The organism is Flavonifractor sp. (assembly GCF_019422385.1).
In the GTDB taxonomy this organism is placed as follows: Bacteria; Bacillota; Clostridia; order Oscillospirales; family Oscillospiraceae; genus Flavonifractor; species Flavonifractor avistercoris.
The window spans coordinates 1-16,823 of sequence record NZ_JAHZDL010000023.1 but is presented as its reverse complement, the minus strand read 5'-3'; the positions used below and the strand labels follow the sequence as shown (position 1 = coordinate 16,823).

Below are 16,823 nucleotides of genomic sequence, written 5' to 3'. Positions count from 1 at the left end.
TCTCCCTCTTATTCGGCAGTCCAGCGGCCCGTGGCCCCGCAGGGCAGAGCCAGACCGGTGGCGGTGACGGGCAGGCCCAGCTCCTGGCTCTCGGTGCGGCCGCCGTATTTCCGGCTCACCAGGGTCTCCAGCAGATAGGTCAGCACCGACGGGGCCAGGCCCGTGGTGTAGGAGTTGATCAGGAAAAACAGGGGCTCGTCAGAGAGCACCCCGGTGACCAGCTCCACAAAGGGGAACAGGTTCTCCTCCAGCTTCCAGATCTCCCCGGAGGGGCCCCGTCCGTAGGAGGGGGGATCCATGATCACCGCGTCGTACTTCCGCCCCCGGCGGATCTCCCGCTCCACGAACTTGGCGCAGTCGTCCACGATCCAGCGGATGGGGGCGTCGGACAGGCCGGAGGAGGCCGCGTTCTCCCGGGCCCAGGCCACCATGCCCTTGGCCGCGTCCACGTGGCACACCGAGGCCCCCGCCGCCGCGCAGGCCACCGAGGCCGCGCCGGTGTAGGCAAACAGGTTGAGCACGCTGACGGGCCGCCCGGCGGCGCGGATGCGCTCCATGGCGAAGTCCCAGTTGGCCGCCTGCTCGGGGAACACGCCGGTGTGCTTGAAGTTCATGGGCTTGACGTTGAGCGTCAGCGGGCCGTAGCCCAGGGTCCACCGCTGGGGCAGCTCCTTCTTGACCCACTGGCCCCCGCCGGTGGAGGAGCGCTGATACCGGGCGTCATACTTCCGCCAGCCGGGGTGCCTTCCCTCGGGCCGCCAGATGGCCTGAGGGTCGGGCCGCACCAGCAGGTATCTGCCCCACCGCTCCAGCCGCTCGCCATTGCCGCAGTCCAGCAGCTCATAGTCTCTCCAGTTATCGGAAATCCACATCTTGATCCCGTCCCATTGTCCAGTTTGTCATAATCATCCTATTATATCACCTGTAGGGAAACCAGTCAATGCAAAGAAGCCGGGAGGGCCATGGCCTGGCTGTCTGCCCGGAAAATCGGGCGGAAGGTGGATTTTTCCCCCGCCGTATGCTATACTCTCCCTGACAGGAGGAGACGGCTGGACGGGCGGCGGAGGCCGCGAAAAAGTTGGGGGATGCAGTATGAAAAATGGCTTGCACAGGAGATGGCGGACGGTACTCTGCATCGGCGTGCTGGTGCTGGCCGCCGCTGTGGCGGCAGTTGTATTTCTGCCCACAAGGCCCATGGTGGAGCCCGCGGACAACCCCAGCGTCGGCTTTGTCAGCGCCGACTTCGGGCGGGACGGGGAGACCTACAGCGCGGACATTCCCGGGAGCGAGCTGCCTCAACCTCTCCAGCCGGCCAGGCTATGACTCCGCCCAGTTTGGGGACACCCATTATCAAATTGTCGGGCACGAGAAGCTGTATCAGGAGGTCTATGCCCTGCTGTCCGATGTGATCCCCGCCCATGCGGTAAAATGGTGAGGAACGGAAGGAGATATCCGGATGAACAGGAGAAGAAAGCTGACCATCGCGGTTCTTGTTCTGGCGGCTGTCCTGGTGTTTTTCATTTGGCTGCCCCTGGTTCATTCCGCCCGTGATTATCAGGCCATGTCCATGACCGCGCAGTTGGAGCACAAAATCAAGGTGGAGCACGGCGTATATTCCAGTTCGCTATTTGAAAGTGTGGAGGTAATACGCCCGTGGTACAGCCGTGATCCGTCGGGCTGGATCTTTGTGGTCACCATGGCCCCGGACGGTGAGACGCTGTATTACAGGTATGACGACGGTGAATTTGTCCTTCTTTCTTGAACAGGACGCACTTTTTGTTGTACTGTGGCGTTAACTGTGATAAAATAGCCGTGAATCTGTAGAAACGAGGGATCCGAAATGGCCGACACAGAGCTTCAGTTCCGCACAGCCACCTTTGGCGGCTTTCAGAAGCAGGACGTACTGCTGTATATTGAGACCATGACGCGGGAGCACCGTGAGAAGCTGGATGGGCTTCAGCGGAAGCTGGACGAGGCCGGAGAGGCGCAGTCCGCCCGGGAGGGGGAGCTGGCGGCCGCCCGGGAGCGGGAGGAGAAGCTGGGACAGGAGCTCCAGGGCCTGCGGGAGGAGCTCTCCGCCGCCCACAGGGAGGGCGAGGAGCGTCAGAAGGAGCTGGCCCGGCTGGAGACGGAGCTGGCGGAGCTGCGCCGGGAGAAAACCGCGGCGGAGGAGCTGCTGACCGAGACGGAGGCGCGCCTGACGGAGACCAAGGAGAAGCTGGCCCGGGCGGGTCAGGCGGCGGAGGCCTACGAGAAGATCAAGGATCGCACCGCCGGCATCGAGCTGGAGGCCCACTGCCGGGCCCAGGATGTCCAGGCAGAGGCGGAGGAGCGGGCAAAGCGGCTCCAGGCCGACGTGGAGCAGTGGCTGAGCCGGGTGCAGACCGGATACGGCAGGCTGCGGGAGGACGTCAACGCCGCCATCGGACGGGCCAGGGCCGAGATGGATCAGGCGGGCGGCCTGCTGGAGGAGATCTCCCACACCCTGGGCAGCCAGGCGGAGCAGCTGAGCCGGCTGGCCGAGGGCTATTCGGCGGAGCTCAACCACCGGCCGCCGGACCCCCTGCCCCTGGACGAAAACTGAAATACAGAAATACCGGGCGGACGCGGCTGCGTCCGCCCGGTCTGCTTGTGCTGCGGCCGGAACCCCGGCCGGGCTACCCCCAGAAGCGCCAGTTCCGCCACGTGCGGAAGTCAATCAGGCCCTCCACGGTGAGGGAAGCCGTGCCGGACTCCGGCTCGTCCTCCAGCCCGGAGGGGAACAGGTAAAAGGAGAAGTCGTTTCCTGTCCGCCCCAGGGGCTGCATGTCCGCCAGCTCACCGGCCCAGCTCTGCCCACCCACAGCGGTGGTGAGGGACAGGCCGTCGGCGGCCTCCACCCGGAAGCTGCTCAGGGAATCGCCGGAGCGCTCCTCATAGCAGCCGGACACCAGCCGCCCGCCCAGGCGGCTCAGGGCGCTCTCCGCCTGGAAGGTGACCACCCAGCGGCCGTCTATCCTTTCCAGCCCGGAGACTGCAATGGAGCAGCCCTTGTCATCCTGGTACAGAACCGTGCCCACGCTGGCGGCGGGATCGTCCAGGTTCACCTCCGTAGACCAGGTGTCCGTCAGGGTGTAGACAGCGGTGCGGTAGGCCCCGTCCCCCAACTGATAGCGGAAGCCGTCCCGCCGGGTGCCCGCCGCTCCGTTGGAGAAGGCCAGCAGATACACCAGATAGACCAGCACCGCCGCCCCCAGCACCGCCAGGGCCCCGGTGATCAGCCACCGCCGCCGGACGGCCCCTGTGACCGCCGCCGGGGGCGGCGCGCCGTAGATCACCTCGGTGACCTCCACCCCCAGGGCGGCGGCGATGGCCTGGAGGGTGTCCAGATCCGGCTGGGCGGCGCTGCGCTCCCAGTTGGACACGGCTTGCCGGGTGACGTGGAGCCGCTCCGCCAGCTCCTCCTGGGTGAGGCCCCGTTCCAGCCGGAGCTTTCTGATGTGCTTTGCCACGGACGCCATGTGCATCCCTCCTTGTGCCCACAGTGTAGCAGGGGGGCCGGATTTTGTCACGCAAAGAGCCCTTGCGCCGCGGCGCAAGGGCTCTTTTTCCGGCTGTTAACGGCCCGCCGCGCCCAGCAGCAGGCGGAGCACCCACCGGGGGGCCTCCGGCGCCTGGGCCTGGAGCCAAGACAGCAGCTCCGCCGGGGACAGGTGCAAGGCGTCGAGCTGATCCAGGGTGAAGGCCAGGCCGCGGGCCGACTCGGCGTCATGGCCGATGGCCAGCAGGGAGCCGAAAGCCGCCGCGCCGCCGGCGTACTGCCCGACGGCGGCCCCGCCCACGGCCACAAACCGGCTGACGGCACATCCGCCGAGGGCGGCACCCAGGCTGAACGCGCCGCCGCCCAGGGCGGCCAGCAGGCCGAAGGCCACTCCGCCCACGGCCAGCCCGCCGGCGGCCAGTCCGGCCAGGGTCAGCAGGCCGATGCCCAGCCCGCCGATGGAGAGCAGTCCGGCGGAGAAGCCGCCGATGGCCACAAGGCCGGTGGCCACGTTGCCGATGGCGATGATCCCCCTGGCCCGGCGGAGGCCGTAGCCCAGGTGGATATGCACCAGGGGCAGGCCCAGGAGGGTGCATTTACTGCGGTACTCGTAGTGATAGGGGGTGTAATAGTTGTGGATCACCGTCCGCTCCGCCGGGGCGGCCTGGGGCGCCTCCGGCTCCACCCCCCGCACCAGGTAGTCCAGGGTGACGGAGAAGTAGCCGGCCAGGGCGGACAGGTTGTTGAGATCCGGGGTGGAGGCCCCGGCCTCCCACTTCTGCACCGCCTGGCGGGAGACCCCCACGGCATTGGCCAGCTCCTCCTGGGAGATGCCCCGCCCCTTGCGGAGCTGGTAGAGCCGTTCACGAAATTCCATATGGATGAACCTCCTTTGTTTCTGGCTCCATCCTAACAGAACGGCCCGTCCCCGCGCAACCAACCGGAGCATCCAATTTGACAACCGGCGGTTGCATGCCTTGGGGCTCTAAGCGTTAGGGTTCCACACCCGGCCAATGTCGGAGCGGAAGAACATGTCCTGGAAGTGGATGTGGGAGGCGGCGGCATAGGCCCCGTCGATGGCCGCGTTCAGCTCCGGCCCGGTGGCGGTGACCCCCAGCACCCGGCCGCCGCTGGTGAGGACGCTCCCGTTCTCACCCAGCCTGGTGCCCGCGTGGAACACCACGGCAGATTGGCCGGCCTCCTCCAGCCCTGTAATGGGATAGCCCTTGCCATAGCTGCCGGGGTAGCCGCCGGAGGCCAGCACCAGACAGCAGGAGGCCCCGTCTTTCCAGCGCACGTCCACCTGATCCAGGGTGCCGTTCCGGCAGGCCAGGAAGATGTCCATCAGATCGCTGTCCAGCAGGGAGAGCACCGCCTGACACTCCGGATCGCCGAAGCGGGCGTTGTACTCCACCACCTTGGGCCCGTCGGGGGTGAGCATCAGGCCGAAGTAGATCACCCCGTGGAAGGGGCGGCCCTCCGCCTTGAGGGCGGCCACGGTGGGCAGGAAGATCTCGTCCATGCACCGCTGGGCCACCTCGGGGGTGTAGTTGGGGGAGGGGGAGATGGCCCCCATGCCGCCGGTGTTGGGGCCCTGGTTGCCGTCAAAGGCCCGCTTGTGATCCTGGGAGGAGGGCATGGGCACCAGGTGCTCCCCGTCGCAGAAGGCCAGCACGGTGAGTTCCGGGCCGGTCATGCACTCCTCAATGACCACTCTGGCCCCGGCGTCGCCGAATTTGTGGCCGCTCATCATGGAGCGGACGGCATCCTGGGCCTCGGCCACGGTCTGGGCCACGATGACACCCTTGCCCAGGGCCAGGCCGTCGGCCTTGACCACGATGGGGGCGCCCTGGGCCTCGATATAGGCCAGGGCGGGCTCCAACTCTGTAAAGGTCTGATACTTTGCGGTTGGGATGTGGTATTTCTCCATCAGACGCTTGGAGAAGCTCTTGCTGGCCTCGATGATGGCGGCGTCGGCCCGGGGGCCGAAAGCGGGGATGCCCGCTGCCTCCAGGGTGTCCACCATGCCCAGGGCCAGGGGGTCGTCGGGGGCCACCACCACAAAGTCCACGCTGTTTTCACAGGCCCAGGCCACCATGGCGTCCACGTCGGTGGCGGGAATGTCCACGCACTGGGCCAGGGCGGCGATGCCGCCGTTGCCCGGAGCACAGGAAAGGTGATCCACTTTACTACTCTTGGACAGCGCCCAGGCGATGGCGTGCTCCCGCCCGCCGCCGCCCACGATCAAAACATGCATGACGACACCTCATTTCAGCGCCAGCCCCAGGGCCCACAGGCCCAGCAGGTGCGCGGGATAGAATACATAGAAGAACCACTTGTTCTGGAGGCCCAGCTGGCCCCGGTAGCAGGCCAGAGGCAGAAGGGAGATTTCTGCGCACAGCGCATAGAGGACGGCGGAGGGGACAGCCGCCGCCAGATAGTCCGCCACCAGCCGGGGCAGCAGGACAGGCAGGGAGAGGAAGCCCATCAGGGGGTTGTACACCAGATAGATCAGTGCCAGCCCCGCACCCAGGCAGAGCAGCAGCCGCTTCCGATCCTCGCCGCACAGGTAGAGCCCGAACACCAGCAGCACGGCGGGAAAGCCGTAGTCGGTATTCAGCACCAGGGCCAGCACACAGGCCCCAAGCAGGGGGAGGGCGGCCACAGTCACGCTGTACTCCGCTTTCACCAGCCGCTCGTAGCCGCAGATGGCGGCGGCGGCCAGGAAGAAGGTGAGGATCACGTTGCCGCCCCAGGTGCCGGTGGCCAGGGTGTAGGGCGCCTGGGAAACCAGGGCGAACACCCCCAGCCGGATCAGATACCGGTGGAAGAAGCGGGTGCGCCTGCACCCCTCGGCCACGAAATAGGCGAAGATGGGGAAGGCCAGCCGCCCCGCGCACCGGGGCAGGAGATCCAGGGCGGCGGGAAGGCCCAGCCCGGAGAAAAGCTGGGGGAACACCACCCCCATGTGATCCAGCAGCATGCACAGGGCGGCCAGGTATTTGAGGGCGGCGGCGCTCAGGCCGTAGCAGGTCTCCATCTCTTAATGATGGAAGAGCCGCATCCCGGTGAAGGCCATGACGATGCCGTACTTGTTGCAGGTGGCGATTACATGGTCGTCCCGGATGGAGCCGCCGGGCTGGACGATGTAGCGCACGCCGCTCTTGCGGGCCCGCTCCACGTTGTCGCCGAAGGGGAAGAAGGCGTCGGAGCCCACGGTAACGCCGGACTGGGTGGCGATCCACGCCTTTTTCTCCTCCGCGGTGAGCACCTCGGGCTTAACTTTGAAGGTGTTCTGCCACACGCCCTCGGCCAGCACGTCCTCGTACTCGTCGGAGATGTACACGTCGATGGCGTTGTCCCGGTCGGGGCGGCGGATGCCGTCCACGAACTGGAGGCCCAGCACCTTGGGGTGCTGCCGCAGCAGCCAGTTGTCCGCCTTGCTGCCCGCCAGGCGGGTGCAGTGGATGCGGCTCTGCTGGCCGGCGCCCACGCCGATGGCCTGGCCGTCCTTCACGTAGCAGACGGAGTTGGACTGGGTGTACTTGAGGGTGATGAGGGCCACCAGCATGTCCCGTTTGGCGTTGTCAGGCAGCTCCTTGTTGTCGGTGACGATGTTGTTCAGCAGAGACTCGTTGATGGCGAAGTTGTTGCGGCCCTGCTCAAAGGTGACGCCGAACACGTCCTTGTGCTCCACCTCCCGGGGCACATAATCCGGGTCGATCTGCACCACGTTGTAGCCGCCCTTGCGCTTGGTCTTCAGGATCTCCAGGGCCTCGTCGGTGTAGCCGGGGGCGATGACGCCGTCGGACACCTCCAGGGCCAGATAGCGGGCGGTGGCGGCGTCGCACACGTCGGACAGGGCGGCCCAGTCGCCGTAGGAGCACAGCCGGTCGGCCCCCCGGGCCCGCACATAGGCGCAGGCGATGGGGGAGAGCTCCATGCCCTCGGCGAAGTAGATTTTCTTCTCCACGTCGCTCAGGGGGGTGCCCACGGCGGCGCCGGCGGGGGAGACATGCTTGAAGGACGCGGCGGCGGGCAGGCCGGTGGCCTCCTTCAGCTCCTTCACCAGCTGCCAGGAGTTGAGGGCGTCCAGGAAGTTGATATACCCCGGCTTGCCGTTGAGCACCTGGATGGGCAGCTCGCCCTCCTCCATAAAGATGCGGGCGGGCTTCTGGTTGGGGTTGCAGCCGTATTTCAGTTCCAGTTCTCTCATGCTCAAACCTCCGTCCAATCTCAGTTGTGCTTGTTCTTGATCACGCTCTCCCACTGGCCGCTCTTGCGGTCGATGTAGCGGACAAAGAGGGAGACCTTGTTGTCCTCGTTCAGGCTGGCCCACAGCAGCTCGGCAAAGTCGGCGGCGGTGTCGCTGACGATGTCCACCTGCTCCGGCTCACCCTGGAAGGAGGGGAGGGGATTGCCGTCCTCCATATAGGTGTGGAGGAAATGGCCCTGCCCGGCCAGGGGGGCCTCGTAGTCGAAGAAGTACCGGCGGCAGGAGGCGGGATTGCCGTCGGCGCTCTTGAGGATGGACAGGGTGTAGTCCCCGTTCTGCTGCACCAGGCCGGAGATGCGGGGGGTGTAGTTGGGCTTGTCCGGCTCGAAAGTGCGCTTGCGCAGGGCCTCCTCAAAGCTCTTGCCCGCGGCCAGCCCCTCCCGGATGGTGTCGGTCTGGTCGCCGTTGGTGACGATGGTGGAGGTGCCGAACACACGCACAGGGGCGTAGATGATGAGGGAGGGGTCGGTGAGCTTGGCGGGATCATAGGCCTGGGTGCGGATGCCGTCGGGGGTCTCCACGAAGATCCGGTTGCGGGAGTTCTCGCTCCGGCCCATGATGAAGTAGGCGATGACCGACTTGCTCCCGTCGGGGGAGCTGCCCAGCACGATGCCCCGGCCGGGATAGGGGTTGATGCGCAGCAGCGCGGTGAGATCCAGAGTTTTCATGCAAAGGCTCCTTTATTTGGATTCTTTGTCCTGCTTGATGTGAACCAACCGACCCTCCACGGAGAGCCGACCCTCGCAGAACAGGGAGACGGCCTGGGGGAGGATGCGCCACTCGGCCTGCTCCATCACCCGGCGCTGGAGAACCTCGGGGGTGTCCCCCTCCAAAATCTCCACTGCCTTCTGGAGGACGATGGGGCCGCCGTCGGGCTCCTCATTGACAAAGTGGACAGTGGCGCCGGTGACCTTCACGCCGTAGGCCAGGGCGGCCTCGTGGACGTGGAGGCCGTAGTACCCCGCGCCGCAGAAGGAGGGGATCAGGGCGGGGTGGACGTTGAGAATGGCGTTGGGGTAGGCCGCCACCATCTCCCCGGTGAGAATGTGCATGAAGCCGGCCAGTACCACCAGGCCGATGTCCAGCTCCCGCAGCTTGTCCACCAGGGCCAGGGTCATCTCCCGGTTGGAGGAAAACTCCTTCCGGGCCACCACATAGCCGGGAATGCCGGCCTTCTCCGCCCGTTCCAGGGCGTAGGCGCCGGGCTTGGAGGAGATCACGGCGGCGATGGCGCCGTTTTTCAGCTCTCCCCGGGCCTGGGCGTCAATCAGCGCCTGGAGGTTGGTGCCCCCGCCGGAGACCAGAACCGCAATTCGTACCATGCGCCCGTCCTCAGACCAGCTCCACGCCGGCGTCGCCCTTGACCACGGTGCCGATGATGGAGGACTGCTCGCCCGCCCGGGCCAGCACGTCCAGGGCGTGGCCGATCTGGTCCTTGGGGATGGCGATGACCAGGCCGATGCCCATGTTGAAGGTGTTGTACATATCCCGCTCCGGGATGTCGCCGGAGCGCTGGATGATCTCAAAGATGGGGGGCACGGGGAAGGAGTCCTTCTGGATGCGGGCGGTGAGGCCGGCCTTCATCATGCGGGGCACGTTCTCATACAGGCCGCCGCCGGTGATGTGGCTGATGGCCTTGACCTCCACGCCGTGCTGGCGCAGGCACTGGATGGATCTGACGTAGATGTGGGTGGGGCGCAGCAGCTCCTCCCCCAGGGTGCGGCCCAGCTCAGACACGTGGATGTCCAGGGCCTTGGGGTTGGAATCAATGCCAAGCACCTTGCGCACCAGGGAGAAGCCGTTGGAGTGGACGCCGTTGGAGCTCAGGCCGATAAGCAGATCCCCCTCCTGGAGGGTGGAGCCGTCAATGATCTTCTCCTCGTCCACAATGCCCACGGAGAAGCCGGCCACGTCATACTCGTTCTCCGGCATGAGGCCGGGGTGCTCGGCGGTCTCGCCGCCGATGAGGGCGCAGCCGGCCTGGCGGCAGCCCTCGGTGATGCCGGAGACGATGTCGGCGATGTGCTCCGGGTGGTTCTTCCCGCAGGCGATGTAGTCCAGGAAGAAGAGGGGCACGGCGCCGCCGCAGATGATGTCGTTGACGCACATGGCCACGCAGTCGATGCCGATGGTATCGTGCTTGTCCATCAGGAAGGCGATTTTCAGCTTGGTGCCCACGCCGTCGGTGCCGGACACCAGGACGGGCTTCTTCATGTCCGCCACGTCGGGGGCAAACAGGCCGCCGAAGCCGCCCAGGGTGCCCAGGACGCCGGGGATATAGGTGGACTCCACCAGGGGTTTGATGCGGTTGACCGACTCGTAGCCGGCGGTGACGTCCACGCCGGCGGCGGCGTAGGACTCGGAATGGGAGTTCTTCATCGCAAAACCTCCAAAAGAAATGAGGAAATGGTGCGCTGGGATACAGGAAAAAGCCTCGCAGAGTTTTACTCGCTTTGCGGGTAAAAGAGATTCAAAGGAAGCCCGCAGGCGAATTCACTTCGCCGGAGGACACCACTGCCCCTGGCCGCGGCGGCCAGGGGCACCCGCGCGGGCGCGGGTGAGGGGGGTATCGGCGGCGGTTTCCTTGGGAACCGCTGCCGTATCTAGGGGGGATGAAATCCCCCCTAGAGATCGCTTACTCTTTCCCAGTCCAGCAATAGGTGCAGATCTTGTCCCGGTCGATGCCGATGGCCTCCAGCAGGCCGTCCAGGGACTGGTAGCCCAGGGAGTCAAAGCCCAGCTTCTCACAGATGGCCTTGAGCATGCACTGGCCCCGCTCCGTGGAGGAGTCGGCATACTCCTCCAGGTGGTTCTGGCCCTCGTCACCCTCCAGCTCCTGGATGGTGCGGCGGGCCAGCAGCTCCATGTCGGAGTTGCTGCGGGAGAAGTTCAGGTACTTGCAGCCGTACATGATGGGCGGGCAGGCCGAGCGCATGTGAACCTCCTCGGCGCCGGACTCATAGAGGAAGTCCACCGTGCCCTGGAGCTGGGTGCCCCGGACGATGGAGTCGTCCACGAAGAGGAGCTTCTTGCCCTCGATGAGCTCGGGCACGGGGATCTGCTTCATCTTGGCCACCTGGTCGCGGGCCTTCTGGTCGGCGGGCATGAAGGAGCGGGGCCAGGTGGGGGTGTACTTGACGAAGGGGCGGGCGAAGGGCTTGCCGCTGCGGTTGGCGTAGCCGATGGCGTGGGGCACGCCGGAGTCGGGCACGCCGGCCACATAGTCCACCTTGGGCATTTTGCCCTTTTTCACCTCGTCCCGGGCCATGATCTCACCGTTGCGGTAGCGCATGACCTCCACGTTGACCCCCTCGTAGTTGGAGTTGGGGTAGCCGTAGTAAGTCCACAGGAAGGCGCAGATGCGCATCTTGTCCCCGGCGGGGGAGAGGGTCTCCCACCCTCCGGGGGTCACCTTGACGATCTCGCCGGGGCCTAATTCATAGGCGTCGTGGTAGCCCAGCTTGTGGTAGGCAAAGGACTCAAAGGACACGCAGCAGCCGTCCTCGGTCTGGCCCACCAGCACGGGCAGGCGGCCCAGCCGATCCCGGGCGGCCACAATGGCGTCGGGGGTGAGGATCAGGATGGTGCAGGAGCCGTCGATCTCCGCCTGGGCCCGGCGGATGCCGGATACCAGGTCGTCCTCCTGGTTGATGAGGGCGGCGGCCAGCTCGGTGGAGTTGACCTTGCCGGAGCTCATGGCCAGGAACTGGTGGCCGTGGTCGGAGAAATAGCGATCCACCAGCGCGTCGGCGTTGTTGATGATGCCCACGGTGGTGATGGCGTACAGCCCCAGGTGGGAGCGCACCAGCAGGGGCTGGGGGTCGGTGTCGCTGATGCAGCCGATGGCGGCACAGCCGTGGAACTCGGAGAGATCCTTGTCGAACTTGGTGCGGAAGGGGGTGTTCTCGATGTTGTGGATCTGCCGCTGGAAGCCGTCCTTCCTGTCATAGACCGCCATGCCAGCCCGCTTGGTGCCCAGGTGGGAGTGGTAGTCGGTGCCGAAGAACACGTCCAGCACGCAGTCATGCCTGGAGATCGCGCCGAAAAATCCGCCCATGCTTATTTGTCCCCCATCAGGCGGCGCATGACCTCCTCATAGGCCTCCTCGGCGCCGCCCAGATCCCGGCGGAAGCGGTCTTTGTCCAGCTTCTCGTGGGTCTTCTCGTCCCACAGGCGGCAGGTGTCGGGGGAGATCTCGTCGGCCAGGACGATGGTGCCGTCGGCCGTCTTGCCGAACTCCAGCTTGAAGTCCACCAGATCGATGCCGATCTCCTTCATGAAGCCGCGCAGCAGGTCGTTGACCATCATGGTGTACTTGCGGATGAGGGCGATCTCCTCCTTGGTGGCCAGCTTGAGGGCCAGGGCGTGGGAGGTGTTGAGCAGGGGGTCGCCCAGATCGTCGTTCTTGTAGGAGAACTCGAAGGTGGGCTCGTCAAACACGATGCCCTCCTCCACGCCGTACCGCTTGGCGAAGGAGCCGGCGGAGATGTTGCGCACAATCACCTCCAGGGGCACGATGGACACCTTCTTCACTGCGGTCTCCCGGTCGCTGAGCTCCTCAATGTAGTGGGTGGGCACGCCCTTGGCCTCCAGGCGGCGCATCAGGTTGTTGGTCATGCGGTTGTTGATGGCGCCCTTGCCGGTGATGGTGCCCTTCTTCAGGCCGTTGAAGGCGGTGGCGTCGTCCTTGTAGGAGACGATGACCACCTCGGGATCGTCGGTGGCGTAGACCTTCTTGGCCTTGCCCTCGTACAGCTGCTCTCTCTTTTCGTAAGCCATGATACAAACTCCTCTATACACAAAAATTTTTGATTCAGGGATTGGAACTCAGAGCGCCTCGCTCTGGAGCTTCTGATCCTTCAGCTCCACCTCGGCGGCCATGGAGGCCTTGAACTGCTCCAGCTTGTCCCCCAGAACCTCGTCGGACAGGGCCATCATCTGGGCGGCCAGAATGGCGGCGTTGTCCGCCCCGTCCACCGCCACGCAGGCCACGGGGATGCCTTTGGGCATCTGCACCATGGACAGCAGGGAGTCCAGCCCCCCCATCATGGAGGTCTTGATAGGCACGCCGATGACGGGCAGGGTGGTGTAGGCGGCCAGCACGCCCGCCAGATGGGCGGCCTTGCCGGCGGCGGCGATGATCACGCCGAAGCCGTTCTCCTTGGCCGAAGAGGCGAAGCGCTCGGCGGCGGCGGGGGTGCGGTGGGCGGAGATGATGTGCACCTCCACGGGGATGCCGAAGGCTTTGAGCCGGGCGATGCAGGGGCGCATGGTGTCCAGATCCGAGTCAGAACCCATGATGACGGCAGCTTTTTTGCTCATAGGAACCCTCCTGTCCAAAATTCACGCTGGTCATACTGACAAATTTTAAGGAACCTGAAAAATAAATCAGGGTATCCGGCTATACGGATACCCTGATGCTATTTTTCCGCAGAAAAGGGCGCGAAGGCACGCACAGCGGGCCAATCCCCAGAGCGCAGCATATGCACCGGCGTCATGGCCCTACCTCCCCGTCCCCAGAATACCTATAATATATCGGATTTCCCGGGGGTTTGCAAGAGAAGGGGAGGAAATTCGTATGCTTTCACAACGATCTTTGGCGAAAAAGAAGCGTCAATTGTAAAGTGTGTGTCAAGTGCGGGCGGTGACGGCGCCGTCGGGGCTGATGACCGCCACGTGGAGGGGAATCTGCTTCCCGCTGGCGGACACGGCGGCCTCCGCCGCCCGCTGAATCCCGCCGCAGCAGGGCACGGTCATCCGGGCCACGGTGACGCTTCTGATGTCGTTGCCGGCCAGGATGGCGGTGAGCTTTTCGGTGTAGTCCCCCTCGTCCAGCTTGGGGCAGCCGATCAGCGTCACCTTCCCCCGGATGAAGTCCCGGTGGAAGGCGCCGTAGGCGTAGGCGGTGCAGTCGGCGGCAATGAGCAGGTCGCACCCGTCGAACCAGGGGGCGTTCACCGGGGCCAGCTTGATCTGCACCGGCCACTGGCGCAGCTGGCTGGGAATCTCCCCGGCGGCGGGGGCGGCGCTCTCCGCCGGGCGTTGGATCGCCCGGCTCTGGCTGCCGGGACAGCCGCAGGGCAGGGGGGCGGCCTGGGCCGCTCTGGCCGCCTTGGCGGCCAGCACGGCGGCGTGGTCGTAGGCGGGGGCCTCCCGCTCCTCGAAGGTGATGGCCCCGGCGGGGCAGGCCGGCAGGCAGTCCCCAAGCCCGTCGCAGTAGTCCTCCCGGGTGAGCCGGGCCTTGCCGTCCACCATCTCGATGGCGCCCTCGTGGCAGGCGGCGGCGCACAGGCCGCAGCCGTCACACCTGCTCTCGTCAATATGGATGATTCTGCGTTTCATGCAAAACGCCTCCTTGTCTTGTTGTGAGGACAGTTTAGCAGAATCCCGGCGCCCTGTAAGTTGTAGATGCAACGTTTTCGGCAAAAAAACGCGCGCCGCCGGAAAGGCGGCGCGCGCTGGATGGACATCAGGGCTCAATCGCGCAGATACTGCTTCACCAGCTCCTGGAGCAGCTCGTCCCGATCCAGCTTGCGGATCAGGGCACGGGCGTTGTTGTAGTTGGTGATATAGGTGGGATCCTCTGAGAGGATGTACCCCACTATCTGGTTGATGGGATTATAGCCCTTCTCCTGCAGGGACTGGTAGACCGAGGATAGAATCTCCTTGATCTCCGGATCCTTGTCATTTTGAAGATTAAATTTGCGGGTATAGTCCATCTCCATCATTGGTACACCTCCCCGTGTATCATTCTGTTCTTCATTTTAGCGGAAAACAGCCTCCGTGTAAAGAGGCAAGCGAAAAATTTATGAGTTTTTAAGAACTGGCAAAAAAGAGGGATGGGCATGCAACCAAACGGCCCCGCCCGTGGTATTATGGGTACCAGGGACGGAGAGATCCACCGCCTGCGGGCACGGGCGGGGGAGGGGACTCCGCCCGGGTATGCCCAAAGAGAGGTGAGGCAAGTGACAGACGAGAGGAGAGCGCGGGAGCAGGTGGAGCGCTGGGGGGACATGGTGTGGCGGCTGGCCCTGGCCCGCACCCGCCATATCCAGGACAGCGAGGACGTGTTCCAGGAGGTGTTTTCCCGCTTCTTCCGCCACGAGGGGGAGCTGGACAGCGACGAGCACCGGAAGGCCTGGCTGATCCGCTGCACCCTCAACTGCACCAACACCCTGCTTGCCGCCCCCTGGCGGAAACACCTGCCCCTGGACGAGGCCCTGACCCGGGCGGTGCCGCCGGAGGAGCGGGAGGCATATGAAGCCGTGCTGGCCCTGCCCAGGCCCTACCGCACCGCCGTCCACCTGTACTATGTGGAGGGCTACTCCGTGGCAGAGGTGGCCGCCCTCATGGGGGCCAAGGAGGGGACGGTCAAGAGCTGGCTGTCCCGGGGCCGTGTGAAGCTGGCCGCGGTGCTGAAAGGAGACGATGAACCTTGATGGACGCATATAAGCGGGCCAATGAGGCCCTGCATCCCCCCGCCTCGGCGGTGGAGCGGGCGGTGAGACGGGCGGCAGCTGGGGCGAGGCCCCGGGAAAAGCGCCGCCCCCTGCGGGCCGTGATTCCGGCGGGGGTGGCCGCCGTGCTGGCGGCGGTTCTGCTGGTGAACGGCATCCCCGGCCTGGGGGGCGGCGGAATCACCGCCTCCGCCGTCTGCGCCCTGGCGGAGCCCGCCTATCCCGACCTGCCCCACGCCCCGGCGGAGCCCGCCACTGCCGATGATGCCGCCTGGAAGCAGTTCAACGAGGATTACGACGCCTGCTGGCAGGCGTGGCGGGACTTCCGGAATGAGGCTCCCGGCCTGGAGGAGCAGGCCGGCCTGCTCTCCGCCCTGGCGGACTTCTCTGCGAAGAGCACCACCCTGGCCCTGGCGGGGGAGGGGAACGGGGTGTATTCCCCCATCTCCCTGTGGTTTGCCCTGGCCATGCTGGCGGAGACCACCGACGGGGACAGCCGGCAGGAGATCCTGGACGCCCTGGGGGCGGAGGATGTGGAGCAGCTTCGGTCGTGGGCGGACAGCCTCTGGCACGACCTCTACACCGACGACGGCACAGCCTCCGTCCTGCTGGGTACCTCCATGTGGCTGAACCAGGGGGTGGACTTCAACCAGGGCACCCTGGACGCCCTGGCGGAGCACTACTACGCCGCCTCCTACCAGGCCCCCATGGGCACCGACGCGGCCGACCAGGCCCTGACCGACTGGACGGCGGAGCAGACCCGCGGGCTCATCGGCTCCGACGGCAAGGTGCTGGAGACCACCCCGGACACCCTGATGGTGCTGGCCTCCACCCTCTACGTCATGGGGCGATGGAACACCGAGTTCCAGCCGGAGGACAACACCGACGACGTCTTCACCGCCGCCGACGGGACGGAGCAGGAGGCGGAGTTCATGCACCGCACCGAGAATGCCTATTTCCTCAGCCGGGAGGGCTATCAGGCGGCGTCCCTCCACAGCAGCGCCGGGGAAGTGGTGTTCGTCCTCCCTGACGAGGGAGTGTCCCCCCGGGAGCTGCTGGCCGACCCGGAGTTCCTGGGCAGCCTGGACGTGTATGGCGACGACGGCATTTACGGCGAGGTGCGGTGGTCGGTGCCCAAGTTCGACGTCGGCTCCGACCTGGATCTGAAATCCACCCTGGCCGGGCTGGGGATCACCTCCGTGCTGGATACGAAGACCGCCGACTTCTCCCCCCTCACCGGCACCGAGCCGGTGTGGCTGGATCAGGCCAAGCAGATCGCCCGGGTGCAGGTGGACGAGCAGGGCATTGTGGCCGCCGCCGTCACCCTGCTGGGCTTGGGCGACGGCGGCCCGGAGGTGGATCCCCGGATCTGCGTCATGGATCTGGATCGTCCCTTCCTGTTCGTCGTCCGCTCCAACAACGATGTGAACCTCTTTGTGGGCGTGGTGGACAGCCTGGTGTAACCTGGAAAGGACTGGCACGCCACGAGCGGCGGCCCCGTTACGAAGTAAGGGGCCGCCGCCAGAAAGCTGCCAGCAGGACAGCCTGGGGGGTACATCCAATAGGGGGG

General features: G+C 65.6%; 19 protein-coding genes. 5 read left to right on the top strand and 14 right to left on the bottom strand.

Annotated features, from left to right (window positions below):
* Positions 1–8 precede the first annotated feature (8 nt).
* Positions 9–872, bottom strand: a complete 864-nt coding sequence (locus QZ378_RS04970) for a class I SAM-dependent methyltransferase (protein ID WP_291257506.1) — start codon at positions 870–872, stop codon at positions 9–11.
* Between the two features lie 220 nt (positions 873–1,092).
* Between QZ378_RS04970 and QZ378_RS04965 the strand changes: the two genes are divergently transcribed.
* The 3 genes from QZ378_RS04965 to QZ378_RS04955 all read left to right on the top strand — a co-directional run bounded on the left by QZ378_RS04965 (position 1,093) and on the right by QZ378_RS04955 (position 2,584).
* On the top strand, positions 1,093–1,323 hold the full coding sequence (locus tag QZ378_RS04965) for a hypothetical protein (protein ID WP_291257505.1): 231 nt from the start codon (positions 1,093–1,095) through the stop codon (positions 1,321–1,323).
* A 133-nt stretch (positions 1,324–1,456) separates the two neighbouring features.
* Positions 1,457–1,762 (top strand): hypothetical protein, encoded by a 306-nt coding sequence (locus QZ378_RS04960; protein WP_191379952.1) that lies wholly within the window; start codon positions 1,457–1,459, stop codon positions 1,760–1,762.
* Between the two features lie 78 nt (positions 1,763–1,840).
* Entirely contained in the window at positions 1,841–2,584 is a 744-nt protein-coding gene (locus tag QZ378_RS04955) for a hypothetical protein (protein WP_191529549.1), read from the top strand.
* A gap of 73 nt (positions 2,585–2,657) precedes the next feature.
* Here QZ378_RS04955 and QZ378_RS04950 read toward each other — a convergent pair whose 3' ends face one another.
* The 13 genes from QZ378_RS04950 to QZ378_RS04890 form a co-directional block, all read right to left on the bottom strand.
* Positions 2,658–3,500, bottom strand: a complete 843-nt coding sequence (locus QZ378_RS04950) for a helix-turn-helix transcriptional regulator (RefSeq protein ID WP_291257504.1) — start codon at positions 3,498–3,500, stop codon at positions 2,658–2,660.
* Between the two features lie 96 nt (positions 3,501–3,596).
* Positions 3,597–4,397, bottom strand: a complete 801-nt coding sequence (locus QZ378_RS04945) for a helix-turn-helix transcriptional regulator (protein WP_291257503.1) — start codon at positions 4,395–4,397, stop codon at positions 3,597–3,599.
* Between the two features lie 108 nt (positions 4,398–4,505).
* A complete protein-coding gene (purD, locus tag QZ378_RS04940) occupies positions 4,506–5,777 on the bottom strand; it encodes a phosphoribosylamine--glycine ligase (protein WP_291257502.1) in 1,272 nt (423 codons plus the stop codon).
* Positions 5,778–5,786: 9 nt separating this feature from the next.
* Positions 5,787–6,560, bottom strand: a complete 774-nt coding sequence (locus QZ378_RS04935) for a TraX family protein (protein WP_291257501.1) — start codon at positions 6,558–6,560, stop codon at positions 5,787–5,789.
* 3 nt (positions 6,561–6,563) lie between these two features.
* On the bottom strand, positions 6,564–7,736 hold the full coding sequence (locus QZ378_RS04930) for a phosphoribosylaminoimidazolecarboxamide formyltransferase (protein ID WP_291257500.1): 1,173 nt from the start codon (positions 7,734–7,736) through the stop codon (positions 6,564–6,566).
* A gap of 20 nt (positions 7,737–7,756) precedes the next feature.
* The gene (locus QZ378_RS04925; RefSeq protein WP_087241504.1) at positions 7,757–8,464 is read right to left on the bottom strand and encodes an IMP cyclohydrolase; all 708 of its coding nucleotides are present in this window, start codon (positions 8,462–8,464) and stop codon (positions 7,757–7,759) included.
* A 12-nt stretch (positions 8,465–8,476) separates the two neighbouring features.
* Entirely contained in the window at positions 8,477–9,118 is a 642-nt protein-coding gene (gene purN, locus QZ378_RS04920) for a phosphoribosylglycinamide formyltransferase (protein WP_291257499.1), read from the bottom strand.
* Between the two features lie 10 nt (positions 9,119–9,128).
* Positions 9,129–10,175, bottom strand: a complete 1,047-nt coding sequence (purM, locus tag QZ378_RS04915) for a phosphoribosylformylglycinamidine cyclo-ligase (protein ID WP_191379943.1) — start codon at positions 10,173–10,175, stop codon at positions 9,129–9,131.
* A 256-nt stretch (positions 10,176–10,431) separates the two neighbouring features.
* Positions 10,432–11,853 carry an amidophosphoribosyltransferase gene (locus tag QZ378_RS04910; protein WP_191529540.1) on the bottom strand — a complete coding sequence of 474 codons (1,422 nt, stop codon included), beginning with the start codon at positions 11,851–11,853 and terminating at the stop codon, positions 10,432–10,434.
* A gap of 2 nt (positions 11,854–11,855) precedes the next feature.
* Complete coding sequence (gene purC / locus QZ378_RS04905; RefSeq protein WP_087241512.1) at positions 11,856–12,575, bottom strand: phosphoribosylaminoimidazolesuccinocarboxamide synthase; 720 nt, start codon at positions 12,573–12,575, stop codon at positions 11,856–11,858.
* Between the two features lie 48 nt (positions 12,576–12,623).
* Complete coding sequence (purE, locus tag QZ378_RS04900) at positions 12,624–13,118, bottom strand: 5-(carboxyamino)imidazole ribonucleotide mutase (RefSeq protein ID WP_191379941.1); 495 nt, start codon at positions 13,116–13,118, stop codon at positions 12,624–12,626.
* 309 nt (positions 13,119–13,427) lie between these two features.
* A complete protein-coding gene (locus QZ378_RS04895; protein WP_291257498.1) occupies positions 13,428–14,138 on the bottom strand; it encodes a 4Fe-4S binding protein in 711 nt (236 codons plus the stop codon).
* A gap of 134 nt (positions 14,139–14,272) precedes the next feature.
* The gene (locus QZ378_RS04890) at positions 14,273–14,521 is read right to left on the bottom strand and encodes an IreB family regulatory phosphoprotein (protein ID WP_087236639.1); all 249 of its coding nucleotides are present in this window, start codon (positions 14,519–14,521) and stop codon (positions 14,273–14,275) included.
* Between the two features lie 240 nt (positions 14,522–14,761).
* Between QZ378_RS04890 and QZ378_RS04885 the strand changes: the two genes are divergently transcribed.
* Both QZ378_RS04885 and QZ378_RS04880 read left to right on the top strand, forming a co-directional pair.
* Complete coding sequence (locus QZ378_RS04885; protein ID WP_291257497.1) at positions 14,762–15,235, top strand: RNA polymerase sigma factor; 474 nt, start codon at positions 14,762–14,764, stop codon at positions 15,233–15,235.
* On the top strand, positions 15,235–16,716 hold the full coding sequence (locus QZ378_RS04880; protein WP_291257514.1) for a serpin family protein: 1,482 nt from the start codon (positions 15,235–15,237) through the stop codon (positions 16,714–16,716). The genes QZ378_RS04885 and QZ378_RS04880 overlap by 1 nt, the downstream gene beginning before the upstream one ends.
* Positions 16,717–16,823: the final 107 nt, after the last annotated feature.